Below are 24,446 nucleotides of genomic sequence, written 5' to 3'. Positions count from 1 at the left end.
AGCGCTCTCACGAGCGGGTTGCCGGCCAGCATGATCCGCCCGCACTCGCCCTGTCAAGGGTGGGTTTCGGCAGGGTCTTGAGGAATCGCGGACGTCTAAGCCTCGATCAAGCCGTCTCGCGCAGGACCAGCTCGACGGGCAGGACGGTGCGCCGGGTGAGCCCCCGGCGACCCTCGATCCGGTCCAGGAGGAGGCGGGTCATCGCGGAACCGAGCGCGGCGATCGGCTGTTTCACGGTCGTCAGGGGAGGGTGCTGGTCGGCGGCCTCCGGGATGTCGTCGAAACCGATCACGGCGACGTCCTCGCCGACCTTCCGGCCCCGCTCCTGCAGGGCCCGGACGACGCCGAACGCCGCCAGGTCGGACGCCGCGAAGATCGCGTCCACGTCGGGCCTGCGGTCGAGCAGCCGCAGGGCGGCGGCGTGCCCGCCCGAGGGCGTGAAGTCGCCCACCGAGACCAGGCTCTCGTCGTACGAACGGCCGGCCGCCTCGACCGCGGACCTGTACCCGGCCAGCCGGTCCTGTCCCGCGCACATGTCGAGCGGACCGGCCACGGTAGCCACCCGGGTGCGGCCCGACTCCAGCAGATGGGTCGTGGCCAGCTCGCCACCACCGACGTTGTCGGCATCGACGTACCAGAGTCGTCGGCCGCCGCTCAGCGGTCGGCCGCTCAGGACCGTGGGCACGCCGAGCGCCTCGAGCCGCTGCGGGAGCTGGTCGCGGCCGTGCAGGGAGAGCAGCAGGACGCCGTCGACGTGGCCGCCCGCGGCATAGGCCAAGAACCGCTCCTGGTCCTCGGGGCGGTTAATCACCGTGAACACCAGCTGCAGTCCCGCGTCCGCGACCGCCTCTTGGGCGCTCCGGAGCATGCCGAGGAAGAACGGGTCGGCGAACATCCGCTCCTCGGACTCCTCGACCAGGAAGGCGACCGACTCACTGCGTCCGGTGACCAGGGTGCGGGCGGCGAGGTTGGGGACGTAGGAGATCTCCCGGGCGGCGGCCAGCACGAGGTCCCGGGCCCGCTCGCTGACCTTGGCATCACCGCGCAGAACCCGGCTCGCCGTCGCGCGCGAAACCCCGGCGCGGGCCGCGACCTCCTCCAGCGTCGGGGCAGGCCGGAGCCTGGTCCCCTTCCGTGGAGCCGTCGTCACGGGGGCAGTGTGGCACGTCGTTCGCCCGCCGACCGTCGGGCGTCGACCGCGGACTAACGTCCTGCTTCGTGAGTCCCGCCGTCGCGCCCGAGTTCCGCTACTCCGACCTGCTGCCGATCGGCCCGGACGACACGCCGTACCGGCTCGTGACGACGGAGGGCGTCTCGACGTTCGAGGCCGATGGAAGGATCTTCCTCCGCGTCTCGCCCGAGGCCATCCGGCGGCTGACCGCCGAGGCGATGCACGACATCGCGCACTACCTGCGGCCGGCGCACCTCGCCCAGTTGCGGCGGATCATCGACGACCCCGAGTCCAGCGGGAACGACCGCTTCGTCGCCCTCGACCTGCTCAAGAACGTCAACATCTCGGCCGGTGGAGTGCTGCCGATGTGCCAGGACACCGGCACGGCGATCGTGATGGGCAAGAAGTCCGAGGGCGTGCTCACCGGCGCCGACGACGGCGAGGCGATCAGCCAGGGCGTGTACGACGCGTACACCGAGCTCAACCTGCGCTACTCGCAGCTCGCGCCGCTGACGATGTGGGACGAGAAGAACACCGGCACCAACCTGCCGGCGCAGATCGAGCTCTACTCGACGCCCGACCACGACGGCGTCCCCGAGTACACGTTCCTCTTCATGGCCAAGGGCGGCGGCTCGGCGAACAAGTCGTTCCTGTACCAGGAGACGAAGGCCGTCCTGAACCCGAAGCGGATGCTCGCCTTCCTGGACGAGAAGATCCGGTCGCTGGGGACGGCCGCGTGCCCGCCGTACCACCTGGCGGTCGTGATCGGCGGGACGTCCGCGGAGTTCGCGCTGAAGACCGCGAAGTACGCGTCGGCGCACTACCTGGACCAGCTGCCGACGTCGGGATCCCTTGCGGCGCACGGGTTTCGCGACCTCGAGCTGGAGGACGAGGTCTTCAAGCTCACTCAAGGTTTCGGTATCGGGGCGCAGTTCGGCGGCAAGTACTTCTGCCACGACGTGCGCGTCGTGCGACTGCCCCGGCACGGCGCCTCGTGCCCGGTCGCGATCGCGGTGTCGTGCTCGGCCGATCGCCAGGCGCTCGGCAGGATCACGCCGGAGGGCGTCTTCCTGGAGCAGCTCGAGACCGATCCGGCGAAGTACCTGCCGGCGACGTCGGCGACGCAGCCTGCCGACGATGCCGACGTCGTGCGGATCGACCTGCGCCGGCCGATGCCCGAGATCCTCGCGGAGCTCTCGAAGCATCCGGTGAAGACGCGGCTGTCGCTGACCGGCCCGCTGGTCGTGGCGCGCGACATCGCGCACGCGAAGATCAAGGAGCGGCTCGACGCCGGCGAAGAGATGCCGGCGTACCTCCGCGACCACGCCGTCTACTACGCGGGGCCGGCGAAGACCCCGGAGGGCTACGCGTCGGGCTCGTTCGGGCCCACGACCGCGGGGCGCATGGACTCCTACGTCGAGCAGTTCCAGGCCGCCGGCGGGTCCCTGGTGATGCTGGCGAAGGGCAACCGGTCGAAGGTGGTCACCGAGGCCTGCGCGGCTCACGGTGGCTTCTACCTCGGCTCGATCGGCGGCCCCGCCGCGCGGCTGGCCCAGGACTGCATCAAGTCGGTGGACGTGCTGGAGTACCCGGAGCTCGGCATGGAGGCGGTCTGGAAGATCGAGGTCGAGGACTTCCCGGCGTTCATCGTCGTCGACGACAAGGGCAACGACTTCTTCGCCGACCCCTCCGGCGCCGTCACCGTGCCGCTCACCGGCATCCGCGTCCGCTCCGCGGAGTAGCCGCTGCCGCCACCCCGGAGGCTCGGGGGACGTCCACAAACTGGCCCACGAACGACGCTCCCGGAAGCCGGCCAGGGTCGTCTGTGGGCCAGTTAGTTGTCGCCGCCGGCTCCAGCCGCCCACGCCGAGCGCGCACTCGCTGTCTACGGTAGGTCCGTGGAGTACGTCGAGGTGGCGCGCAGCGACTCCGAGCGCGGCGAGCTCGTGCTGCGCGAACGCCGGCCGGGTGCCGCCGACCGGCGTGGAGGACCGACCGTGCTGGAGCTGCGCGCCAACGGGGTGTTCGTGATGGACACCGCGGAGCACGCCTCCGAGCAGGCGCTGGCGGACGCGGCGCTCGGCGCCGTCGCCGAGCCCCGTCGAGTGCTGGTGGGCGGCCTGGGGCTCGGGTTCACCCTCCAGCGCGTGCTCGGCGACCGGCGGGTGGAGCACGTGGACGTCGTCGAGATCGAGCCGGCCCTCGTCGAGTGGATGCGCGGCGGCACGATCGCGCACGGACCCCAGCTGCTCGCCGACGACCGGGTCCGGGTGGTCGTCGCCGACATCGCCACCGCGGTCACGGAGGCCGGCTCCGCGTCGTACGACGTGGTGCTGCTCGACGTCGACAACGGCCCCGACCAGCTCGTGCATACGGCCAACGCGGTGATCTACGGCGAGCCCTTCCTGCGGGCCGTCCTGGATCGGCTCAACGCCGGCGGAGCCCTCGTGGTGTGGTCGGCGGAGCGCTCCCCCACTCTCGTGGACACCCTGCGGGCGGTGTTCGACCGGGTCGAGGAGCGCGACCACGCGGTGCGCCTCCAGGACCGGGACGAGCACTACTGGTTGTACGCGGCCCATCGCTCGGCGTCTGCCTGAGCGGCGGGCCCGCGTAGCCTCGGGAGCATGAGCGGCAACTTCCGCACCGAGCACGACTCCATGGGCGAGGTCCGGGTGCCCGCCGAGGCGCTCTGGCGGGCGCAGACGCAGCGGGCGGTGCAGAACTTCCCGATCAGCGGCCGCCCGCTCCCGCCGGCTCTGATCCACGCCCTGGCCCGGATCAAGGGCGCGGCGGCGCGCACCAACGCCGAGCTCGACGTGATCACCGCCGAGCAGCGGGACGCGATCGTGGCGGCGGTCGCGGAGATCGTCGACGGTGGGCACGACGACCACTTCCCGATCGACGTCTTCCAGACCGGCTCGGGCACCAGCACCAACATGAACACCAACGAGGTGATCTCCTCGCTCGCCTCCAAGGCGGGAGTCGCGTGCCACCCGAACGACGTCGTCAACGCCAGCCAGTCCTCCAACGACACCTTCCCCAGCGCCATCCACGTCGCCGCGGTACTCGCGGCACGGCCGCTCGACGAGGCGATGGGCGTTCTCGCCGACGCGCTGACCCGCAAGGCGGAGGAGTACGCCGACGCCGTGAAGTCCGGCCGCACCCACCTGATGGACGCCACACCGGTCACGCTCGGCCAGGAGCTCGGGGGGTACGCCGCCACCGCGGCGTGCGCACGCGAGCGGCTCGGCGCGGTGCTCCCCCGCGTCCGCGAGCTGCCCCTCGGCGGCACAGCGGTGGGCACCGGGATCAACACGCCACCGGCGTTCGCCGAGCAGACCATCGGCCACCTCAACAGCGACACCGGCGAGTCCTTCACAGAGGCCCGCAACCACTTCGAGGCTCAGGGCACCCAGGACTCTCTCGTTGAGCTCAGCGGCGCCCTGAAGACCTACGCCGTCGGGCTGGTGAAGATCTGCAACGACCTGCGCTGGATGGGCAGCGGCCCGACCGCCGGGCTCGCCGAGATCCACCTGAAGGACCTGCAGCCGGGCTCGAGCATCATGCCCGGCAAGGTCAACCCGGTCATTCCCGAAGCGACCCTCCAGGTCTGTGCCCAGGTGATCGGCAACGACGCGGCGATCACGTTCGCCGGCGCCTCCGGCAGCTTCGAGCTCAACGTGATGCTGCCGGTGATCGCGCGCAACCTGCTGGAGTCGATGGAGCTGCTGACCAACGCCTCGCGGCTCCTCGCCGACTGCGTCGACGGCATCACCGCCGACCGCGACCGGCTCCGCGCGTACGCCGAGTCGTCGCCGAGCATCGTCACCCCGCTGAACAAGTACGTCGGCTACGAGGCCGCTGCGAAGATCGCCAAGCAGGCGCTGGCCGACGGCGCGACGATCCGGCAGACCGTGATCGACCTGGGCTACGTCGAGCGCGGCGAGATCACCGAGGAGCAGCTCGACGAGGCCCTCGACGTGGAGCGGATGACCCGCGGGTGAACGACACGCCGAAGACCTACGTGATCACCGGCGCCTCGGACGGGATCGGGCTCGAGTGCGCCAGCCAGGTGGCGTCGGCCGATCCGGGGTGCCGGATCGTCCTGGTCGGCCGCAGCCCGGGGCGGAGCGCCGCCGCGGTGGGACGCATCCGGGCCGAGTCACCCCGGTGTCGCGTCGACTCGCTGCTGTGTGACTTCGCCGATCTGCACGCCGTACGCCGGCTGGCCGACGACCTGCTCGCGACGTGCGTCCGCATCGACGTGCTCGTCAACAACGCGGGCACCGTGTTCTCCCGCCGCACCCTCACGGTCGACGGCATCGAGGCGACGTTCGCGGTCAACCACCTCGCCGGGTTCCTGCTGACCGAGCTCCTGCTCGAGCGCATCCGCGAGAGCGCGCCCGCGCGGATCGTCTTCACGTCGTCGGAGGGTCACTACTCCGGGACCCTCGACCTCGACGACGTCGGCTTCGAGCGCGGCTACTCGATCATGCGCGCGTACTCGCGCTCCAAGCTCGCCAACGTCCTCACCGCCCGCCTGCTGGCCGCCCGGCTGGACGGCACCGGGGTGACGGTCACCTCACTTCACCCGGGCGCGATCGCGACCAACATCTGGAGCGGCGCCCCGTGGTTCGCCCGCCCGGTGCTGGCGCTGATGAAGCGGCGGATGGAGAGCCCGCGGACCGGCGGCTCGCGCCTCGCCTATCTCGCGACGAGTCCCGAGGTCGAGGGGCAGACCGGCGGCTACTACGACCGCAACCGACTGCGTGAGCCCTCGGCGCTCGCCCAGGACGACGCGCTCGGTGAGCGGCTGTACGTCGTGAGCGCCCGGCTCGTGGGTCTGGCCGGTGCCGCCGCGTGAAGCTGGCGGCACCGGCCAGGCCTTGTCCGGGGGGCGGCCGGGGGGCTGCCCTGGGGGACGGGATCGGTGGTGGGTCAGCGGTGGGTCAGCGTCGTCTGGTGAGAGACGGTGCGTGACCGGTTGTTGACCCGGTCGAAGGCCCAGACCTTGTAGGCGAGCGTTCCCTTGCCGAGACCGACCAGCTTGGCGGACCAGTGGTGGTGCGCGTCGGTCTTGAGGGTGAACGCCCTGGCGCGTCCGAACGCCTTGGCCTTCGTCGTGGTCTTGAGCCACTTGTGGGTGTGAGCGTTGTAGCCGTACCAGTGGCCGTTCCGCTTCTCGACGGCCTTCAGCGAGACCGTCTTGACACCGGTGCCCGCGTCGGTCGCCTTGCCGCGCAGGGTCTTCCACGCCTTCACGGAGTGCTTGTTCCTCGGCAGGATCAGCTTCACCAGCGGACCCACGGTGTCAGCGGTCACGACGACGGCCGAGGTGGGCACGGTGGCCGCGTTGTGCGCCTCGTCGGTGATCGTCACGGCCGGGGTGTAGGTGCCGGCTGTCGTGTAGACGTGCGTGGCGTTGCCGGTGCCGGTCCAGGCGGTCGTCGTGCCGTCGCCCCAGACGACGCGGCGGGTGATGAGCGCGTCCGGCGTCCAGTTGTCGTTGATGTCGGACTCGGTCACGGTGACGCGGGTGAGCTTCGCCCAGGCCGTCGCGGTCTGGTTGGCGAAGGTGCCGATCGGCGCCTCGTCGTCGTTGATGACGACCGCTGCCGCGGCGACCACGCGGGTGTTCTGGGCGGCGTCCTCGAGGGTGACCTGCGGGACGTAGCGCTTCTCGGTCAGCGGGTACTGGTGCGTGATCGGGTCGCCGGCGGCATACGTGACGGGAGTGCCGTCGCCCCAGTCGACCGTGCGGGTGACGCCTGACAGCGGCGAGTCGTCCACGAGGCCGACCTCGGTCAGGGTGGCGATGCCGTCGTTGTTGTCCCACTTCGACGTGTACGACGCCCTCGGGGCGATCAGGTCGTGCAAGGTGACCGACGTCTTGGCCGCCAGACCCTTGAAGTGACCGTCCAGGGCCTTGACGGAGACCGTCAGCTGCTGACCCGGCGTGCCCGACACGTCGGTGCTCCACTGCAGGTTCGTGACCTTTGCCGACGCAAGCGTGGTGCCGGCCCGGATGACCGAGACCTGGTAGCTGGTGGCGTGGGTGGCGGCGTCCCAGTGCGCGGAGACGTCGAAGGTGCCGATCGCGGGCTCCGTGGCGGACGCTGCGAGGCCCGGCACCCGTCCGGGCTTGACTGGCTTGGCGTTGGCGGCGGTGGCGCCGACGCCGGTGATGAGCAGTGCCGCGGCAAGGCTGCCTGCGGACACGCGGAATGTGCGCGTGAACATGATCCCCCCTGGATCACTCCGGCTCCCCCGAGCGGAGTATTGGCGATGTCCGGCTCCCCCGAGCCGAGACCAGGTCCCGGCCGTGTGGCCGGGGCTTCGGGAATTGAACACGCAACCGGGCCGGTCATGACGCGGAAACGCCGGGGATTTACCGTCCGAGCACCCCGCGGGCTGGAGAAAGCGTCCGATCGGTCGAGCCGGTCTAGTCCCGGACGGACGCCGGACTAGTCAGGCTCGTGCCCTCAGTGGCCCAGCGGGGTCAGTACCAACCGTGGCTCTGCTTGAAGCCCCAGGCGCTGCACGGGGACCCGTAGCTGTCGCGGATGTAGCCGAGACCCCACTCGATCTGGGTGGCCGGGTTGGTGCGCCAGTCGGAGCCGGCGCTGGCCATCTTGGACCCGGGGAGGGACTGCGGGATGCCGTAGGCGCCGGACGAGGCGTTCTCGGCGTTCCAGCGCCAGCCGCTCTCCCCCATCCAGAGGGGCACCAGGCACGACATCTGCGAGCTGTCGAAGCCGTACTTCGGCAGCAGCGCCTCGGCGATCGCCTGCGGGTCCGCCGAGGAGAGGCTCTCCTCGCCGCCCACGGCCGGGCCCGAGGAGAGGCCGAGCGCGGCCGCCTTGGTCGGGTCGCGGTCGGTACGACGGTCGGCGCGGGAGAGCGCCGTACGGTCGGCGGACCGTGAGACGACAGCGGTGCGGTGCTGGACGTCGGTCGTGGGCGCCTTGTCGGCGGAGGAAACCGGCGACAGGGAATCGGCCAGGTTCACACCCGCACTCGGGGACTGGACCACCCCGGTGGCGACGGCGACGCCGGTCGCGGCTGCCGCGAGGCCGGTCAGGGTGACCGTGCTGCGCAGCGCCTTGCGGGCGGGTCGGCGTTTCTGGCCGAGGTGACGGGGTACGGACAGAGCAGCGGGCTGCGTCGCGACAGGCGCGGCCCGGTGCTTGGGCGCGTACTGCTGATGGGACTGCTGATGAGGTGGCACAGAAGCACTCGGGGGTAGACGACTCGGGTGCGCCCACCACCAGACGGGACCCCGAGGCTTCACCCGGCGCGGTGGAGGACTGCCTGCCACCTTGCATGACTTCGGCAAGCGGTGCAAACCGAACGGGCGAGAAAGTAGTGGAAATCTGGATCTGGTGGGACCTCTTCTGTCACAGAGGGCACAGCGACCCCGCAGGCCACATTCTTGAGGCTCCCTTGATCACGGAACGGTCACGATGTACGTCGTCCACGTGGCCCACCCGGGCTGCCCGGACGGGGGTGGTCGAGTCCGCCGGTCAGAGGGTGACGTCCTCCAGCATCTCGGTGACCAGCGCGGCGATCGGCGAGCGCTCGGAGCGGGTCAACGTGACATGGGCGAAGAGCGGGTGGCCCTTCAGCTTCTCGACCACGGCGACCACGCCGTCGTGCCGACCGACGCGGAGGTTGTCGCGCTGGGCGACGTCGTGGGTCAGCACCACCTTCGAGTTGGCGCCGATCCGCGAGAGCACGGTCAACAGCACGTTGCGCTCCAGCGACTGGGCCTCGTCGACGATCACAAAGGCGTCGTGGAGCGACCGGCCGCGGATGTGGGTCAGCGGCAGCACCTCGAGCATGCCCCGGTCGAGCACCTCCTCGATCACGTCGCGCGAGGTGATCGCCCCCAACGTGTCGAACACGGCCTGGGCCCAGGGCGACATCTTCTCCGACTCGGATCCCGGCAGGTAGCCGAGCTCCTGGCCGCCGACGGCGAAGAGGGGCCGGAAGACGACCACCTTCTGGTGCTGACGACGTTCGAGGACCGCCTCGAGCCCGGCGCACAGGGCCATCGCGGACTTGCCGGTGCCGGCCCGGCCGCCGAGCGAGACGATCCCGACCTCCGGGTCCAGCAGCATCTCCAGGGCGATCCGCTGCTCGGCCGAGCGGCCGTGGATGCCGAACGCCTCACGGTCGCCACGCACGAGGTGGACGTGCTTGTCGGGACCGACCCGGCCGAGAGCGGTCCCGCGCTCGGAGAGCAGGACCAGGCCGGTGTGGCACGGGAGCTCCCGGGCGGCCTCCACGTCGGTCCAGCCGCCGTCGTACAGCTCGTCGAGCACCGACGCCGGCACCTCGAGCTCGGCCATCCCGCTGTAGCCGGGATCGGACTCGATGATGCTCTCGCCGTGGTACTCCTCGGCTCGCAGGCCCACCGCCGAAGCCTTGATCCGCATCGGCAGGTCCTTGGAGACCAGGGTGACGTCGTGGTGCTCGTTGGCGAGGTTGCGGGCCACGGCCAGGATGCGCGTGTCGTTGTCGCCCAGCCGGAAGCCGGAGGGCAGGGAGTCGGCGTCGGTGTGGTTGAGCTCGACCCGGATCGTGCCGCCCTGGTCGCCGACCGGGACCGCCTCGTCGAGCCTGCCGTGGGTCACCCGCAGCTCGTCGAGCGCGCGCAACGCCGTACGCGCGAAGAAGCCGAGCTCGGGATGGTGGCGTTTCCCCTCGAGCTCGGTGATCACGACGACGGGAAGGACCACCTCGTGCTCGTCGAACCGGCGCATCGCGCCGGGGTCGGCCAGCAGCACGCTGGTGTCGAGGACGAACGTGCGCGCGGAGGGCTTCTGGCCCGGTCCGCGGGTGCTCCGTCGGGTCCCCTGCTTTGTCTGCGGCACCAGACACCCCTCACCAGACCGTGCGGGCACTCCTCGCCCGGTCCTGTTCTCCTCTACGTGGCGGACCGGGAGGGACCCCGAAGGCCGGAGTGCCGGCCCCCTGGGCACGGCCTGGCGGCCGAGCCACGCGGTTGCGACCACCGCGCTCTCTGGTCGTGATGTCTCACGAACGGGCCTCCCGATTCGGCGGGTCTCCCACAACCCCCCGATGTCGCGAACGTACGCCGCTCGTCCCCGGTTTTCTCGGACACGCCCGAATCCGGGGGGCTGAGGCCGACGTGTGACTTCTCCGCGGCCGAGGTGGGTCAGACGCCGTACCGGCGCTCGCGCTGGGCGTAGGCGCGGATGGCACGCAGGAAGTCGACCTTGCGGAAGTCGGGCCAGTAGGCCTCGCAGAAGTAGAACTCGCTCTGGGCGCTCTGCCAGAGGAGGAAGCCGCCGAGCCGCTGCTCGCCGGAGGTCCGGATCACCAGGTCGGGATCGGGCTGGCCCTTGGTGTAGAGGTGCTCGGCGATGTGGTCGACGTCGATCACCTCGGCCAGCTCCTCGAGGCTGGTCCCGCGCTCGGCATGCTCCTGGAGCAGCGAACGCACGGCGTCCGCGATCTCACGCCGCCCGCCGTACGGCACCGCGACGTTGACCAGGATCCCGCCGAGGTCGCGGGTGGACTCCTCCGCCTCCTTCAGCCGGTTCGAGAGCACGGCGGGAAGCAGGTCGAGCGCGCCCACGGGATGGATCCGCCAGCGCTGTTGCTCGGCCAGCTGCTCCACGGCGTCCCCGATCACGGTCAGCAGACCCTCGAGCTGCTCGGGCGGCCGGTGCAGGTTGTCGGTCGAGAGCAGCCACAGAGTGACGACTCGGACCCCGACCTCCTCGCTCCACTCCAGCAGCGGCTCGATGTTGGCCGCACCCGCCCGGTAGCCCTGGGTGCTGTCGCCGCCGACGCCCTTGGCCCAGCGGCGGTTGCCGTCGAGCATCACGCCGATGTGCTGGGGGATCCGGTCCTTGGGGAGCGCCTTGACCATGCGCGCCTCGTAGGCCGGGTAGAAGAGACGGCGTACGCGCTCCTTCAGCTCCGGGATCGCCGCCACCCCTCGATGGTAACCGCGGACCTACTCGGGCGAAGCACCATCGCCGTGACCGCCACGTCGGTATCGTCGCTGCATGAACGACTCGATCCGAGCCGGTCTCGACTCCCTCGCCAACCAGGTCGCCGAGGGTGTCGTCAAGCCGAGGCTGCGCGGATGGCTGCATCTGGGCACCGCGCCGGCGACCCTCGCCGCCGGGATCGTGCTGGTGGTGCTCTCACCCACGGCCGCCACACGCCTCGGCTCCGCGGTGTACGCCGTGTGCTCGGTGCTGTTGTTCAGCGTCTCCGCCGTCTACCACCGGGGCCGGTGGTCACCCCGGGTCGGCGACGCGCTGAAGCGCTTCGACCACGCCAACATCTTTCTGCTGATCGCCGGCACCTACACGCCGTTCTGCATGCTGTTGCTGCGCGGCGCCGACCGACTCGTGATGCTGTCGGTGATCTGGGCCGGCGCGCTGCTCGGAGTGGCGTTCCGGGTCGTCTGGATCGGCGCCCCGCGCTGGCTCTACACCCCGATCTACATCGGTCTGGGCTGGGCGGCGGTCTTCTTCCTGCCGCAGTTCGCCGCCGGCTCCGAGCGGCTCGGTGTCGGCCTCGGCGTGGCCGTGCTGGCGCTGATCGCCCTGGGCGGCGCGCTGTACACGCTGGGTGGGGTCGTCTACGGCTTCAAGCGGCCCGACCCCTGGCCCCGCTGGTTCGGCTTCCACGAGGTCTTCCACACCTGCACGATCCTCGCCTTCGTCACCCACTACGTGGGCCTCTCCCTGGCGACCTACTCCCTGCGCTAGGTGGCCTGACACTCGCGGCGCAACGCGCGCCTGTACGACGCTGACCCGGCCCTTGGCGACGCCCCAGAACCCTGACCCGGCAGAAGTGCGACGCCGTCCGACCGCTCACCCGGCAGAAGCGCTCAGCGAAGGCCGACCTGGGCGACGAGTCGTCCCGCGAAACTGTCGGCCGGGATGCCCTGGGTGACCAGGCCCACTCCGGTGTGGAAGGCGACCACCACCAGCGCGATCGCGGCGACCCCGACGACCAGACGTTGGAACGGCACCGGATTGCGGTCTCGCGTGGCGCCGTGGAGGTGGCCGATCCATCCGCCGAGGGCGTTGGTCACCACCGCGCTGATGATGCTGGCGACGGCGGCGCCGAGGATCGTCCCCACGAGCCCGAGCCGGCTCGAGAGGGCGGTAGCGGTCGCAGCGGCGACCGCACCGGCGATGACGGTCGGGTAGTTCAGGGAGCGGGAGCTGTCGTCGGACATCGCAGGGTGTGACGACCCGCGGACGTCGAATGTTCCCCGACGTGAGGGAGCACACTTCTGCCGGTTCGGCGTCGTAGGGCGTCGCACTTCTGCCGGGTCAGGGTTCTGGGGCGTCGCCAAGGGCCGGATCAGCGTCGCACGGCGTCGCCAAGGGCCGGGTCAGCGTCGTACGGCCTCGGCGGGAGCCACGTCAGCCTGGGAGGCGGACGGTGAAGGTGGTGCCCTTGCCCAGGGTGGACTCCGCGGTGATCCGGCCGCCGATGCGGGTGACGATGCGCTGGCAGATGGCCAGGCCGATCCCGGAGCCGGGGTGGTCCTGGGTCCGGGAGTCCGGCGTCCGCCGCGGGATGTCGAAGAGGGTCTCCAGCCGGTCCGGGGGGATGCCGATGCCCTCGTCGGTGCACCTGAACTCGATGCCGTCGTCGGGCCTCGCCAGCTGCAGGACCACGTGTCCGCCGGGGAGGCTGAACTTCACGGCGTTCCCGACCAGATTGGCGAAGACCCGGGTCAGGGAGCTCCGGTCGACCGAGACCCTCAGCTCCTCCGGGGCGTCGATGTCGAAGGTGACATCCCGGAGCCGGGCCTCGACCTCGGCGTGTTCGCACGCCTCGCGCATGAGATCGACGAGGTCGACCTCCGCCACGTCATCGGCTCCCTCGTCGATCCGCGCCATGGCGAGGAGGTCGTCGACGAGGTCCGCCAAGCGGTCGGCGCTCCGGCGGATCGCCGCCACCGGATGTGAGCCCGCCTCCGCGAGGCGTCCGTCGGACTCGAGCAGCTCGGTGTTGAGAGCGATCGCGGTCAGCGGGGTCTTCAGGTCATGGGTGATCGACGCGACGAGGTCGCGCCGGTACTCGTCGAGACGCCGCAGCTCGTTCAGCACGTCCTGCTGGCGCAGCGCGGTCAGCGCGAGCCGCGCCTGGTCGGCGTACAGCTCGACGAGCTCGCAGGTGCCGGCCGCCGGGTGCGCCAGGTCGACCGGTCCCTCGGTGGTGAGTACGCCGAGGAGGGCGCCGTCCGGCGTGTGCAGCGGTGTGAGCAGGAGACCGAGGTGGTGGGCGATGTAGCGCTCGGTCTCGGGCACGCTGGTCGGCACCTCGACGTAGGAGACCATGCGGTGCTTGGTTGCGTGGAGCCGTCCGAGCTGCTCGGCGCTCCCGAGCAGCGCGTCCAGGTCGGAGCGTCGCCAGCGGAGCCCCTCGACGATGCCGGCCGACGGCTCGCCCACGACGGTCATCACCTCGAGCCAGCCGTCCTCGGAGGCGCGACTGATCATCGTCGCGAGCGCCCCGGTGGCGGCACGCACGGACTCGGCGATCCGCACCATGTCGCCGACGAGCTGCTCGTCTGCGGATTGGGCCGCACCACCCCCCGATGGGCGTGCGTCACCCGCGGCTGGTCCCCCCAAAGCCGTTCACCTTCGGTACGCCGCTACCCCCCGGTCGCGGTCGGCAGAAGACTAGGTCAGCGCCCGGTCGGTTGAAAGATTTTGCCTGGGGAGGGCACCGGACGGTCACAAACGTTGCCACGGCAGACGTACGCCGCGGGTCTTCCGTCGACCGCATCGCGACCCGTGAGCAGCGGTACGCCGTCGCGCGGGCCGTCGGAGACGGCGACCGCGGCGCCCGGCCAGAGCCGCGCCTGGCGCTCGAGGTCGTCGCGCTCGGCACCGGCCGGCCCGATGACCGCGATCTCCGGCGCGGAGTCGGTCAGCGCCTGCGCCGCCGCCAGCGACCAGCCGGCGAACCGCGGCGCCCGGCGCGCCAGCTCGGCGACGCCCGCCAGAGCCTCGTCGGCCGCGTCGCGCCACCGCCCGTCGCCGGTCAGGGCGTGGGCGGAGAGCAGCGCATGGATCATCGCGGAGGTCCCCGACGGGCTCGCGTTGTCGCCCGGGTCGCGCGGTCGGGCCACCAGTCGCTCGCCGCCAGCGGGGGTGTCGAAGAAGCCGCCGTCGTCGGCGCGGAACCGGGCGAGGCCGTCGTCGAGCAGCGCGACCGCGTGGGCGAGCCATCGGTCGTCGCCGGTCGCGCCGCACAGCGTGAGGAAGCCGGCGGCCACCGCGCCGTCGTCCTCCAGCACAGCGGCCGGCGTCCCTGCCTTGCCGTCACGGGACACGCGGCGCAGACGGCCGTCGACGAGGTGGACGTCGACGAGCAGCCGGCCCGCGGCGAGCGCCGCGTCGACGTACTCCTCGCGTCCGAGGAGGCGCCCGGCGTCGACCAGTCCTGAGATGGCCAGTCCGTTCCACGCGGCCACGATCTTGTCGTCGCGCGCGGGGCGCACCCGCAGCTCCCGAGCGGCCAGCAGCCGCCGGCGTACGTCGTCGAAGCGGTCCCAGTCGTCCGGATCCTGCAGCAGCTGGAGTGTCGAGGCCCCGTGCTCGAACGTGCCCGTCACCTCGAACAGCTCGGTCGCCCACCGGCCGTCGTCGGCCCCCAGGACGTCGGTCAGCTGCTCGGGCGTCCAGACGTAGAAGCGCCCCTCCTCGCCCTCGCTGTCCGCGTCCAGCGCCGAGGCGAAACCGCCCTCCGGGGTCCGCAGCTCGCGCAGCATCCAGTCGGCGATGCCGGCCGCCACCCGGTCGCCGAGCTCGGTGCCCCACCGGCCGTAGAGACCGACGAGCTGGGCGTTGTCGTAGAGCATCTTCTCGAAGTGCGGCACCACCCACCCGGCGTCCACGCTGTAACGCGCGAAGCCGCCGGCCAGCTGGTCATGGATGCCACCACGAGCCATCGCCTCGAGGGTACGGTCGAGCATCCGCCGCGACCCGTGGTCCTGCCGCCGCCGCAGGAACTCGAGCACCATGCTGGGCGGGAACTTCGGCGCACCGCCGAAGCCGCCGCGCGTTTCATCGAAGTCAGCAGCGAGCGACGCGACGGCGCCGTCGAGGTCACCGGCGGTGAGCGCCGAGCCGGTGAGTGCCACCGCGCGGGCGAGGTGCTCGCGGACGCTCCCGGCCGCACGTCGTACGTCGTCGGGCCGGTCGCGCCAGGCCTCCGACAGCGCTGACAGCACCTGGCGCAGCGCCGGCTGGCCACCACGCGGTCGGTCCGGGAAGTAGGTGCCCGCGAAGAACGGGCTGCCCTCGTGGTCGAGCACCACGGTCATCGGCCAGCCCCCGTGCCCGGTCATCGCGACGGTCGCCTCCATGTAGACGGCGTCCACGTCGGGCCGCTCCTCGCGGTCGACCTTGACGCAGACGAAGTCCGCGTTGAGCTGTGCCGCCGTGGCGTCGTCCTCGAAGGACTCGTGGGCCATCACGTGGCACCAGTGGCAGGCGGCGTACCCGACGCTCAGGAAGATCGGCACCCCGCGCCGCCGCGCCTCGGCGAACGCGTCGTCCCCCCATTCCCACCAGTCGACCGGGTTGCCGGCGTGCTGGAGGAGGTACGGCGACGTCGCGGACGCCAAGCGATTCGGCACCCTCCCCACGCTAGCCCCGCTCGCGCAGCCACCATCGCGGCGGACAGACGTTTTCACGCGAGAGGGGTCAGGCGCACCACGGTGGAGTCTCGAGCCCATTCCGTGATGTGCTCACCGGGATCCGTCGCGTAGTACTTGACGTCCATCTCGCGCCGAAGACCGTCGTCGGCGTCTTTCACCACGGATGCGCTGTAGCGCTGTGACGGGCGGCCAGGTAGTTCCAGGTCAACGTGGGGCTCGCGCTGCAGATTGCGCACCCAGTCGCTCCGCTCTCCGCCGCCCGAGAAGAGGTACACCGCGTCGCCTCGCTCCAGGAACCAGATCTCGATCCGGTGCGGACGACCTGAGCGTCGCCCGGTCGTGGTCAGGTAGCAGACACTGTCAGTTCCCACGACCACGAGTTCACTACTTCAGATCGGGTCGAGGTCAAGCCAGACCGGGGCCGAGAAAGGCCACTTCGGGATGCCCACGTGAATACGGTGGACGGCGACTGCGAATGTTCGGTATGTTCTTGCGTTTGTCCGCGAATGTCCGAGATACCGAAAAGGTAGGTCCAATAGATAACGTAGCACGACACCATTCCGAACGCAATTCACCCACATTTCCGCGGCTACCGGGAGAGCCTTCCGAGCTGTCCCCGACCGCGTCCACCGGCGCGCTCCGGCGTCGCCGCCACCACCACTCGCACCACCCCGAGAACTCACCTGAGGAGCGCCTTTGACGCAGATGCCCCACCGTGTTGCCCCTGAACTGATCGCCAGCCGAGTCGCCGAGGCCGAGCAGCGACGCCTAGGACGCCGTGCCGCTCGCAGCCGCCGACGTCGTACCGCCATCCGTAACGACTGACACCCCATCGGCGCAGCCCTCACTTCGGTGAGGGCTGCGCCCTTCCCGGCGCCGTTCAAGGGGGCCGGAGCGGCAGATCGCGCGGGGCCCGGTCCGGGGCCAGGAACATCGGCGAGGCGGTGTCGACCTGTCCTGTCCACCGGCGGCGAGGGATCAGCGACCAGCCGGCATCGCGACGGGCGCCGTCGTCGCCGTGGTGAGAGCGACCAGGTCGGTCGCCGACAGCTCCACGTCGAGCCCACGGCGGCCCGCGGAGACCAGCACCGTCCCGTGCTCGAGCGCGGAGGAGTCGAGGACCGTCGGATGGGAGCGCCTCTGCCCGAGCGGCGAGATGCCACCGACGAGGTACCCGGTCGCGCGCTGTGCGGCGGCGGGATCGGCCATCGCCGCCTTCCGGGCACCCACCGCGCGGGCCAGCGCCTTGAGATCGAGCCGGGCGGACACCGGGACGATTCCGACGACCAAGCCCCGTCGGCCTCGGCCAGCAAGGTCTTGAAGACCCGAGCGGGGTCGACGCCGAGCGCCTGAGCCGCCTCGAGGCCGTAGGACTCCGCGCGCGGATCGTGCTCGTAAGGACGCAGCGTGTGGGCCACACCGGCGCGCTCGAGCGCCTGGATGGCCGGTGTCGCCCCGGAGCTGCGCGGCATGCCGCGACGCTACCGGCGCGGCGTACGGCGAGAATGGCGGCATGGACGCCGAGGGATGGGACGAGCGCTACCGCGCGAGCGAGCTGGTGTGGTCGGCGGGGCCGAACCAGTTCGTCGAGACCGAGCTGTCGGCGCTCCCCCCGGGCCGCGCCCTCGACCTGGCCTCCGGGGAGGGACGCAACGCCATCTGGCTGGCCCGCCAGGGCTGGCGGGTGACCGCCGTCGACTTCTCCCAGGCCGGGCTCGACAAGGGACGCATCCTCGGCGACGGTCTCGACATCGACTGGGTCTGTGCGGACGCGAGGACCTGGTCCGCGGACGGCCAGGAGTACGACGCATGCCTGATCGCCTACCTCCAGCTCCCGCCCTCCGAGCGGCGGGCCGCGGTCCGCAACGGGTACTCCGCCCTCCGCAAGGGCGGCACCTTCCTGCTCGTCGCGCACGACTCCACCAACCTCACCGAGGGCACCGGCGGCCCCCAGGATCCGGCCGTGCTGATGACTGCCGAGGAGGTCCTCACCGATCTCGGAGGAGAGACCTTCGAGGTGCAGCAGGCGGGGCGCGTCGCCCGGGTCGTCGCGGACGGGCACGGCGAGGAGCCGGCAGCGACCGCGTGGGACTGCCTGGTCCGGGTGGTACGCCGCTAGCGCACCGCCGCGGTCAGTGCTGCTGGCGGGTCGGCGGGGCGTCGGAGGCGTCTCCGGACCCGTCGGCGTCCCCGGCCCCGGGGGACCCGCCGCCTGACTCCTCCGATCCGTCCTCGTCGCCGTAGACCCCGGCGTCCCGCGCGGCGTCGACCTTCTTCAGCTGCTTGGTGAAGCTGCGGAGGATGAAGACCACGGCGACGATCAGCAGGATCAGCACCGCGAAGCCGACCCAGCCGGCCACGACGTTGTTGTCGTCGGGCCTCGGGTCGGAGGTCGCGACGAGGACGACGACGTCGGTCATGTCTCCAGTGTCTCAGGTGCGGATCGTGTCAGCGACCGCGGATCCCGGCGAACAGATCGTCCTCCGGCACCGACGTGTCGACGTGGCTGGTCACCAGCTCGAAGTCCTCGGTCGGCCACGCCTGCGCCTGCAGGTCGCGCGGCACGTGGAACCACGGGCCGTCCGGGTCGATCTGGGTGGCATGTGCGAGCAGCGCCTGGTCGCGCACCCCGAAGTACTCAGCGCAGGGCACCCGGGTGGTGAGCCGCTTCTCCCAGGACTCGTCGCGGTCCCACTTCTCGAGCCGCTCGACGTACGGCGACTCCAGGTCGTGCTCGACCATCAGGTCGTGTATCGCCTTGAGCTTCGCGTAGCTCCAGCCGTGGTGGTAGTAGAGCTTGAGCGGCTGCCACGGCGGACCGGCCTCGGGGAACCGGTTGGGGTCACCTGCGGCCTCGAACGCCGCGACGCTCACCTCGTGGCACCGGACGTGGTCGGGGTGGGGGTAGCCGCCCTTCTCGTCGTACGTCGTGACGACGTGCGGCCGGAAGTCGCGCATCAGCCGGACCAGCCGCTCGGTGGCCTCCTCCAGCGGCACCAGCGCGAAGCAGCCCTCCGGGAGCGGCGGCGGCGGGTCACCCTCGGGCCAGCCGGAGTCGACGAACCCGAGCCAGTCCTGGCGGACGCCGAGGATGTCGCGCGCACGCTCCATCTCCTGGCGGCGGACCTCGGTGATGTTCGCCAGGATGTCGGGCCGGTCCATCCTCGGGTTGAGGATCGAGCCCCGCTCGCCTCCCGTGCAGGTGACGACGTGCACGTCGACCCCCTCGGCGACGTACTTGGCCGTCGACGCGGCCCCTTTGCTCGACTCGTCGTCGGGGTGGGCGTGGACGTGCATCAGCCGGAAGCCCGCGCCCGGGCGCGCGCCTCCGGCGGGGTCGTGGGACATGGGCTTCAGAGTAGATGGGACCATCGACACCGTGGACCAGACCCTGACCGAGCGGTACGCCGCGGCTCCGGCGTGGCGCCGACGGGCCACGATCGCGGCGGTGGCGGTGGTGGCGCTGGTCGCGCTCGGGTGGCTGCTCTGGGCGGCGTACGTCGAGTCGACGCCGAAGGTGCACTCCGACCTGGTCGGCTTCCAGGTGACGGACGCGCATGCCGTGACCGCCCGGATCGACGTCCACATCGCCTCGGGCACGACCGGCGCGAGCTGCACGGTGCAGGCGCTCGCCGACGACCACTCGACCGTCGGGGAGCTGCAGTTCCGCCCGACGCCCGGCACCAACCGGGTGACGATCCGCACCGAGCGGATCGCCACCTCGGTCGACCTGTCCGGATGCACCGCGGACGGGCAGAACCGGCCCCGCTGAGACGCGTCCCGCGGGTGGCCCGGCACGGTCACGGACCGAGGCGTGGTCCCGCAGGATAGGGTGGGTCACGGCGGCCCCGCCCGACCTGTGCATTTGTGGGTTTGGCGCGGTTGTGTTGGTAGACTCGCCCTTTCTGGCCGCGCCACGACGACGCAACCAGCACGACCCAGCAGTCCCCATCGGTGGCGCACCCACACCGACACGACATAGACGCATACCCACGCGTCTCTCGAGGAGTTCCGCATGATCTGGCTGACCCAGCAGACCTTCGACCGGCTCAACGCCGAGCTCGAGGAGCGGCGCGGTCCTCTGCGCGCCGAGATCGTCGAACGGATCAGCTCCGCCCGCGACGAGGGTGACCTGAAGGAGAACGGCGGGTACCACGCGGCCAAGGACGAGCAGGGCACCAACGAGGCCCGCATCCGGCAGCTCGAGGACATGCTCAGCGGGGCCACCACCAAGGCCTCCGAGGACGACCAGACGGTCTCGGCCGGGAAGGTCGTGACCTACCGGTACGACGGCGAGGAGGACGAGGAGTCGTTCCTGCTCGGTGCCCGGGAGATCGCCGAGGACCGTGCCGACATCGAGGTGTACTCGCCCGAGTCGCCGCTCGGCGCCGCCCTCCTCGGCCACAAGGCCGGCGAGACGGTCGACTTCGAGCAGCCCAACGGCCGTACCGCGAAGATCGAGATCGTCAGCGCGGTGCCGTTCGCCGGCTGATCTTCGCTGCCTCCACGCGTCGGATGACCCGCTTGAGCGGGACCGTGTCGGCTTCGGGTGGGTTGCGAACCACTCGAAGCAGACGATTTCCTGCTCGAGCGGTTAATCCGACCGGGCGTCTACCGGCGGCCGATCACTCGAAGACCCGGTAACCCCGCTCGCGCAGCCGGGTCAGGACCAGCTCGGCATGTGCCTCGCCGCGGGTCTCCAGCTGCAGCTGCACCTCGACCTCGTCCAGTGACAGGTCGGCGTCGATGCGGGCGTGGGCGACCTCGATCACGTTGGCCCCGGCCTCACCGAGCTCACCGAGGAGCTTGGCCAGCCCGCCCGGCCGGTCCGGGATGCGCACGCGGAGGTTGAGGTAGCGCCCGGCCGCGGCCATGCCGTGCTGGATCACCTTGCCGAGCAGCAGCGGGTCGATGTTGCCGCCCGAGAGGACCCCGACGGTCGGCGTACCGAAGCGTCCGGGGTCGTCCAGGACGGCCGCGACCGCAGCCGCGCCGGCGGGCTCGACGACCATCTTCGCCCGCTCCAGGGTGGCCAGGACGGCGGTGGAGAGCGAGGCTTCCGACACGGTGACGATCTCGTCGACCAGGTCGCGGACGGCGGTGAAGGTGACCTCGCCCGGCAGCCCGACCGCGATCCCGTCGGCCATCGTCGACATCGAGGCGAGCTTGACGGGGTGTCCCGCCTTCAGGGAGTCGGGGTAGGCCGCGGCGCCCTCGGCCTGTACGCCGATCACCGAGACGTCGGGGCGCTTGGCCTTGACCGCGATCGCGATCCCGCTGAGCAGCCCGCCCCCACCGCAGGGGACGACGATCGTCTCGACGTCGGGCGCCTGCTCGAGGATCTCCAGGCCGACGGTGCCCTGACCGGCCACGATGTCGGCGTTGTCGAAGGGGTGGATCAGGATCGCCCCGGTGCGTTCCTCGAACGCCCGGGCCTCGGCCAGCGAGTCCTCCAGGTACCGGCCGTGGAAGACCACGTCCGCGCCGTACCCCCGGGTGGCCTTCTCCTTGGGGATCGGCGCTCCCTCCGGCATGAAGACGGTGGCCTTGATCCCCAGTGACTGGGCGGCGAGTGCGACACCCTGGGCGTGGTTGCCGGCCGAGGCCGCGACGACGCCGCGGGCCCGCTCCTCGTCGGAAAGGCGGGACATCCGCGTGTAGGCGCCGCGCACCTTGAACGACCCGGTGCGCTGGAGGTTCTCGCACTTGAGCATCACCGGGCTGCCGGTGAGCGCCGAGAGCCACCGGGACTCCTCCATCGGGGTCCGCAGCGTCAACGGGGTGATCGTCTCGGCCGCCCGCTCGATGTCATCCAGCGACACCTGCACCACGTCAGTCATTCTCCTCCTCGCTGCCGGCGTCGTCGGCCCGCTCGGAGCCGTCGGCCCCGCCGTCGTGGTCGAGCTCGCCCTCCGGTCGGTCGAACTCGTCCGCCACCTCGACGTCCTCGAGATCACCCACGTGTCCCTCGTCCTGGTCGACGTCGCCCTCCGGGTCCTCGCCGACCGCGGTCTCGCTGGCGAGGTGCTGGACGACGGCGTTGGCCGCGGCGGCGAACGGCACAGCGACCAGGGCGCCGGCGATGCCCGCCACCAGGATGCCCGCGGCGATCGCCACGATGATGCCGAGCGGATGGATCGCCACGAACCGGCCCATCAGGAACGGCTGCAGCACGTGGCTCTCGATCTGCTGCACGGCGACGACGCACGCCAGCATGATCAGCGCGATCACGATGCCGTGGTCGACGAAGGCCACCAGGACCGCCACCGTGCCGGCGACGAACGCCCCGACGATCGGCACGAACGCGCCGAGGAACACCAGCACCCCGATCGCGAACACGAACTGCACCCGCAGGATCGAGGCTGCGATCATCACCCCGGCGGCGTCGGTGATCGCGACGATCACGGTCGCCCGCACGAACTGGGTGAGGGAGATCCAGGCGACCCGGCCCGAGCTGTCGACGCGGGTACGCGCGGCGCGCGGCGCGATCCGGACGACCCAGGCCCAGATGCGCTCACCGTCGGCGAGGAAGAAGTACGACGAGAACAGCACCAGGAAGAGCCCGGCCAGCACGTGCCCGAGCGCGCTCCCGACGTGGGTGGCCTGGCTGAGCACCTTGCCGCTCTTGGCCTGGTCGGCGAGGTTGTTCTGTGCCTTCTGGATGTAGTCGCTGATCTGGTTGTCGGAGAGGTGGAGCGGCCCCGTCTTCAGCCAGTCCTTGACGTCACCGAGTCCCGACGACACCTGTGCGGCGAGGTCGTTGGCGCCGCTGGCGACCTGCTGCCCGGCCAGGGCCAGCATCGCCGCCACGAGGAGAAGACCGCCGAGCACGACGATCCCGGCGCCGGCCTTGCGGCGGATGCCGACCCGTTCCATCGCGCCGACCAGCGGCGACCCGAGGGCGGTGATCAGGATCGCCACGATCACCGGGATCGTGAGCTCGGCGAAGAAGACGATGCCGCGGAAGAGCGCATACGTCGCGATCCCGATCACGATCAGCCGCCACGCCCACGCGGCGGCCAGGTCGAGCGCCCACGGCACCTGGGCCCGGGAGAAGTTCGACGAGCCGGCCCCGATGGTCGCCCCCTCGGTACGCCGCTGCTCGGCACGTAGATGAGCCCACTGGTGCGCCAGACGCTCGGTCAGCCGCTCGCCCGACCCCTCCGCGGCAGCCTGCGGAGCGTCGTCGGCGTGGTTGCTCACGAGGGAACCCTAGGCTGTGTGAGCCGCGAGGCGTCCGACCAGCCGGCGCGCGGCGTCGGGGTGATCCGCGGCCAGCAGACCGGCGGCGGCCAGGACGTACTCGGCGTCGACGGTGACCTCGGCGCGGCGGGGCAGCTGCCAGCCGCCCTCGACCTCCCCGACGCTCCCGGTGAAGACCCGCTCCGCGACTCCCGGACGGCCATGCCGCAGGACTCCGCCGGACCCGACCAGCAGGTCGACGTCGCGGAGGTCCTTGCCGCTCCGCTCGACGACCCGGCCCTCGGGACTCACCACGACCTTGCTCCGGCCGGCGTGACGGCGCAGCGCCAGGCCGACGGCCTCGCGGGCGATCTCCTCGTCGAGGTCGCACTCGGCGTCGTCCGGGGGCACGAAGCCGACGTCCGCGCGACGGCGCACTGCGGCCTCGACCAGGTCGTCGCGGCCCGCGGCCTCGGCGGTGGTCACCGCCGACCAGCGCATCCCGAGGTCGCCCTCGACGGTGCGGGTGACCCGCGTCGTCGCGACGACCTCTCGGCTGAGGCCGGCGTCCTCGGGATCCAGCTCGACGACGCTGTGCACGTCGGTGGTGGCGCCCCCGACGTCCACGACCACGGTGTCGCCGACGACCCCGGCCAGGAGCTCGACGCCGGTGAGGACGACGTCGGGCGTCGCTCCCTGCACCATGGCCGGGAAGTCGGCGCGGCTGCTCAGGTGCTTGCCGCCGATGACATGCGAGAGGAACAGCTCGCGGATCGCCGCGCGCGCACCCTCGGGGGCGAGGACGCCGATCCGCGGCACGATGTTGGGCGCGACGACGAGCGGGTGATGGGCCAGGACCTCGGCGACGTCGGCCTGGGCGTCGACGTTGCCGGCGACGACGACCGGGCCGGGCCAGGTCTTGGCCAACGCACGGGCGCAGGCGAGGATCCGGTCCCTGTTGCCGCCGTCGGTCCCGCCCGTGAGCAGGACGACGTCCGGCTCGCTCGCCGGGAGGTCGGCGAGGTCGTCGCCGCGGCTGGCGGCGAAGACGGCGACCACCTTCCCACCGCTCGACAGCGCGACCCGGCGGCCCGCCTCCCCGGTGACCAGCTCCTCGTTGCCGACGACGGCGATCCGCAGGCCACCTCCGGCACTGGAGCAGGCCCGGGTCCGCGCGTCGGCCGCGCGGGCGTCCTGCTCGACCAGCGCGGCCAGGCACACGTCGTACCCGTCCAGGACGTCGGTCTCGATGGTGGTGCGGTGCTCCGCCGCCGCGACGATGCGGCCCTCCGCGAGGTCGACCAGCGAGGCCTTGGTGAACGTCGACCCGAAGTCGACGCAGATCACGACCGGCCCCGACGGGTCGTGTGCCTCAGGCCGCGCCATGGCGCGTTCTCAGGCACACGACTGCGGCACGCC

At 71.3% G+C, this 24,446-nt stretch carries 22 protein-coding genes and 1 pseudogene; 8 read left to right on the top strand and 15 right to left on the bottom strand.

Translation table 11 applies throughout. The features are described 5' to 3' along the window. Nucleotides 1-106 precede the first annotated feature (106 nt). Nucleotides 107-1,150, bottom strand: a complete 1,044-nt coding sequence (locus VGK78_RS10045; RefSeq protein ID WP_331527483.1) for a LacI family DNA-binding transcriptional regulator — start codon at nucleotides 1,148-1,150, stop codon at nucleotides 107-109. A 68-nt stretch (nucleotides 1,151-1,218) separates the two neighbouring features. Between VGK78_RS10045 and VGK78_RS10040 the strand changes: the two genes are divergently transcribed. The 4 genes from VGK78_RS10040 to VGK78_RS10025 all read left to right on the top strand — a co-directional run bounded on the left by VGK78_RS10040 (nucleotide 1,219) and on the right by VGK78_RS10025 (nucleotide 6,035). Further along, entirely contained in the window at nucleotides 1,219-2,913 is a 1,695-nt protein-coding gene (locus VGK78_RS10040; RefSeq protein ID WP_331527482.1) for a fumarate hydratase, read from the top strand. Between the two features lie 156 nt (nucleotides 2,914-3,069). Further along, nucleotides 3,070-3,768, top strand: coding sequence for a spermidine synthase (locus VGK78_RS10035; RefSeq protein WP_331527481.1), 699 nt, complete (start codon nucleotides 3,070-3,072; stop codon nucleotides 3,766-3,768). 27 nt (nucleotides 3,769-3,795) lie between these two features. After that, entirely contained in the window at nucleotides 3,796-5,175 is a 1,380-nt protein-coding gene (locus VGK78_RS10030; RefSeq protein ID WP_331527480.1) for a class II fumarate hydratase, read from the top strand. Next, nucleotides 5,172-6,035: an SDR family oxidoreductase gene (locus VGK78_RS10025; protein WP_331527479.1), complete on the top strand. Its 864-nt coding sequence runs from the start codon at nucleotides 5,172-5,174 to the stop codon at nucleotides 6,033-6,035. Before VGK78_RS10030 ends, VGK78_RS10025 begins: the two co-directional genes overlap by 4 nt. A gap of 74 nt (nucleotides 6,036-6,109) precedes the next feature. On the opposite strand, the gene VGK78_RS10020 is transcribed toward VGK78_RS10025, so the two are convergent. The 4 genes from VGK78_RS10020 to VGK78_RS10005 form a co-directional block, all read right to left on the bottom strand. Then, complete coding sequence (locus VGK78_RS10020) at nucleotides 6,110-7,411, bottom strand: hypothetical protein (RefSeq protein WP_331527478.1); 1,302 nt, start codon at nucleotides 7,409-7,411, stop codon at nucleotides 6,110-6,112. A gap of 259 nt (nucleotides 7,412-7,670) precedes the next feature. Next, the gene (locus VGK78_RS10015) at nucleotides 7,671-8,399 is read right to left on the bottom strand and encodes a lytic transglycosylase domain-containing protein (RefSeq protein WP_331527477.1); all 729 of its coding nucleotides are present in this window, start codon (nucleotides 8,397-8,399) and stop codon (nucleotides 7,671-7,673) included. A 295-nt stretch (nucleotides 8,400-8,694) separates the two neighbouring features. Continuing rightward, nucleotides 8,695-10,047 carry a PhoH family protein gene (locus tag VGK78_RS10010; RefSeq protein ID WP_331527476.1) on the bottom strand — a complete coding sequence of 451 codons (1,353 nt, stop codon included), beginning with the start codon at nucleotides 10,045-10,047 and terminating at the stop codon, nucleotides 8,695-8,697. A gap of 305 nt (nucleotides 10,048-10,352) precedes the next feature. Further along, nucleotides 10,353-11,129 (bottom strand): isoprenyl transferase, encoded by a 777-nt coding sequence (locus VGK78_RS10005; RefSeq protein ID WP_331527619.1) that lies wholly within the window; start codon nucleotides 11,127-11,129, stop codon nucleotides 10,353-10,355. A gap of 82 nt (nucleotides 11,130-11,211) precedes the next feature. On the opposite strand from VGK78_RS10005, the gene trhA reads away from it, so the two are divergent. Further along, nucleotides 11,212-11,925, top strand: a complete 714-nt coding sequence (gene trhA, locus VGK78_RS10000) for a PAQR family membrane homeostasis protein TrhA (RefSeq protein ID WP_331527475.1) — start codon at nucleotides 11,212-11,214, stop codon at nucleotides 11,923-11,925. Between the two features lie 122 nt (nucleotides 11,926-12,047). Here the strand turns inward: trhA and VGK78_RS09995 are convergent, their stop codons facing one another. From VGK78_RS09995 to ybaK, 5 genes and pseudogenes are all read right to left on the bottom strand, one after another. After that, a complete protein-coding gene (locus tag VGK78_RS09995) occupies nucleotides 12,048-12,401 on the bottom strand; it encodes a hypothetical protein (RefSeq protein WP_331527474.1) in 354 nt (117 codons plus the stop codon). Nucleotides 12,402-12,591: 190 nt separating this feature from the next. Then, entirely contained in the window at nucleotides 12,592-13,728 is a 1,137-nt protein-coding gene (locus VGK78_RS09990; protein ID WP_331527473.1) for a sensor histidine kinase, read from the bottom strand. 137 nt (nucleotides 13,729-13,865) lie between these two features. Then, entirely contained in the window at nucleotides 13,866-15,824 is a 1,959-nt protein-coding gene (locus VGK78_RS09985) for a thioredoxin domain-containing protein (RefSeq protein WP_331527472.1), read from the bottom strand. A gap of 53 nt (nucleotides 15,825-15,877) precedes the next feature. Then, nucleotides 15,878-16,216: a nitroreductase family deazaflavin-dependent oxidoreductase gene (locus tag VGK78_RS09980; RefSeq protein WP_331527471.1), complete on the bottom strand. Its 339-nt coding sequence runs from the start codon at nucleotides 16,214-16,216 to the stop codon at nucleotides 15,878-15,880. 607 nt (nucleotides 16,217-16,823) lie between these two features. Next, nucleotides 16,824-17,317 (bottom strand): annotated as a pseudogene (gene ybaK, locus VGK78_RS09975) (Cys-tRNA(Pro) deacylase). A 41-nt stretch (nucleotides 17,318-17,358) separates the two neighbouring features. Here ybaK and VGK78_RS09970 point away from each other — a divergent pair. Then, complete coding sequence (locus VGK78_RS09970) at nucleotides 17,359-17,964, top strand: class I SAM-dependent methyltransferase (RefSeq protein WP_331527470.1); 606 nt, start codon at nucleotides 17,359-17,361, stop codon at nucleotides 17,962-17,964. A 13-nt stretch (nucleotides 17,965-17,977) separates the two neighbouring features. On the opposite strand, the gene VGK78_RS09965 is transcribed toward VGK78_RS09970, so the two are convergent. Continuing rightward, complete coding sequence (locus VGK78_RS09965) at nucleotides 17,978-18,265, bottom strand: hypothetical protein (protein ID WP_331527469.1); 288 nt, start codon at nucleotides 18,263-18,265, stop codon at nucleotides 17,978-17,980. A 28-nt stretch (nucleotides 18,266-18,293) separates the two neighbouring features. After that, nucleotides 18,294-19,193, bottom strand: coding sequence for a mycothiol conjugate amidase Mca (gene mca, locus VGK78_RS09960; protein ID WP_331527468.1), 900 nt, complete (start codon nucleotides 19,191-19,193; stop codon nucleotides 18,294-18,296). 31 nt (nucleotides 19,194-19,224) lie between these two features. Between mca and VGK78_RS09955 the strand changes: the two genes are divergently transcribed. Beyond that, entirely contained in the window at nucleotides 19,225-19,617 is a 393-nt protein-coding gene (locus VGK78_RS09955) for a DUF4307 domain-containing protein (protein ID WP_331527467.1), read from the top strand. A 243-nt stretch (nucleotides 19,618-19,860) separates the two neighbouring features. Beyond that, nucleotides 19,861-20,337 (top strand): transcription elongation factor GreA, encoded by a 477-nt coding sequence (gene greA, locus VGK78_RS09950; RefSeq protein ID WP_331527466.1) that lies wholly within the window; start codon nucleotides 19,861-19,863, stop codon nucleotides 20,335-20,337. Between the two features lie 133 nt (nucleotides 20,338-20,470). Here the strand turns inward: greA and ilvA are convergent, their stop codons facing one another. From ilvA to VGK78_RS09935, 3 genes are read right to left on the bottom strand one after another with little or no spacing between them, the layout of a single operon-like run. After that, nucleotides 20,471-21,685 (bottom strand): threonine ammonia-lyase, encoded by a 1,215-nt coding sequence (gene ilvA / locus VGK78_RS09945; protein WP_331527465.1) that lies wholly within the window; start codon nucleotides 21,683-21,685, stop codon nucleotides 20,471-20,473. Continuing rightward, the gene (locus VGK78_RS09940) at nucleotides 21,678-23,048 is read right to left on the bottom strand and encodes an AI-2E family transporter (RefSeq protein WP_331527464.1); all 1,371 of its coding nucleotides are present in this window, start codon (nucleotides 23,046-23,048) and stop codon (nucleotides 21,678-21,680) included. Before VGK78_RS09940 ends, ilvA begins: the two co-directional genes overlap by 8 nt. 9 nt (nucleotides 23,049-23,057) lie before the next feature. After that, nucleotides 23,058-24,413 (bottom strand): glutamate mutase L, encoded by a 1,356-nt coding sequence (locus VGK78_RS09935; protein WP_331527463.1) that lies wholly within the window; start codon nucleotides 24,411-24,413, stop codon nucleotides 23,058-23,060. Between the last annotated feature and the right edge of the window lie 33 nt (nucleotides 24,414-24,446).

Origin of the sequence: Nocardioides sp., from assembly GCF_036503465.1 — a bacterium.
Taxonomy (GTDB): Bacteria; Actinomycetota; Actinomycetes; order Propionibacteriales; family Nocardioidaceae; genus Nocardioides.
The sequence above is the reverse complement of the archived record's forward strand: the minus strand, read 5'-3'. Positions and strand labels throughout refer to the sequence as shown.

What these genes read in the sequence shown, in the direction of transcription:
- ilvA (WP_331527465.1), bottom strand. Translation starts at nt 21,685, where the DNA reads ATGACTGACGTGGTGCAGGTGTCGCTGGATGACATCGAGCGGGCGGCC.
- VGK78_RS10020 (WP_331527478.1), bottom strand. Translation starts at nt 7,411, where the DNA reads ATGTTCACGCGCACATTCCGCGTGTCCGCAGGCAGCCTTGCCGCGGCA.
- VGK78_RS09965 (WP_331527469.1), bottom strand. Translation starts at nt 18,265, where the DNA reads ATGACCGACGTCGTCGTCCTCGTCGCGACCTCCGACCCGAGGCCCGAC.
- greA (WP_331527466.1), top strand. Translation starts at nt 19,861, where the DNA reads ATGATCTGGCTGACCCAGCAGACCTTCGACCGGCTCAACGCCGAGCTC.
- VGK78_RS10030 (WP_331527480.1), top strand. Translation starts at nt 3,796, where the DNA reads ATGAGCGGCAACTTCCGCACCGAGCACGACTCCATGGGCGAGGTCCGG.
- VGK78_RS09935 (WP_331527463.1), bottom strand. Translation starts at nt 24,413, where the DNA reads ATGGCGCGGCCTGAGGCACACGACCCGTCGGGGCCGGTCGTGATCTGC.
- VGK78_RS09995 (WP_331527474.1), bottom strand. Translation starts at nt 12,401, where the DNA reads ATGTCCGACGACAGCTCCCGCTCCCTGAACTACCCGACCGTCATCGCC.
- VGK78_RS09970 (WP_331527470.1), top strand. Translation starts at nt 17,359, where the DNA reads ATGGACGCCGAGGGATGGGACGAGCGCTACCGCGCGAGCGAGCTGGTG.
- VGK78_RS09990 (WP_331527473.1), bottom strand. Translation starts at nt 13,728, where the DNA reads ATGGTGCGGATCGCCGAGTCCGTGCGTGCCGCCACCGGGGCGCTCGCG.
- trhA (WP_331527475.1), top strand. Translation starts at nt 11,212, where the DNA reads ATGAACGACTCGATCCGAGCCGGTCTCGACTCCCTCGCCAACCAGGTC.
- mca (WP_331527468.1), bottom strand. Translation starts at nt 19,193, where the DNA reads ATGTCCCACGACCCCGCCGGAGGCGCGCGCCCGGGCGCGGGCTTCCGG.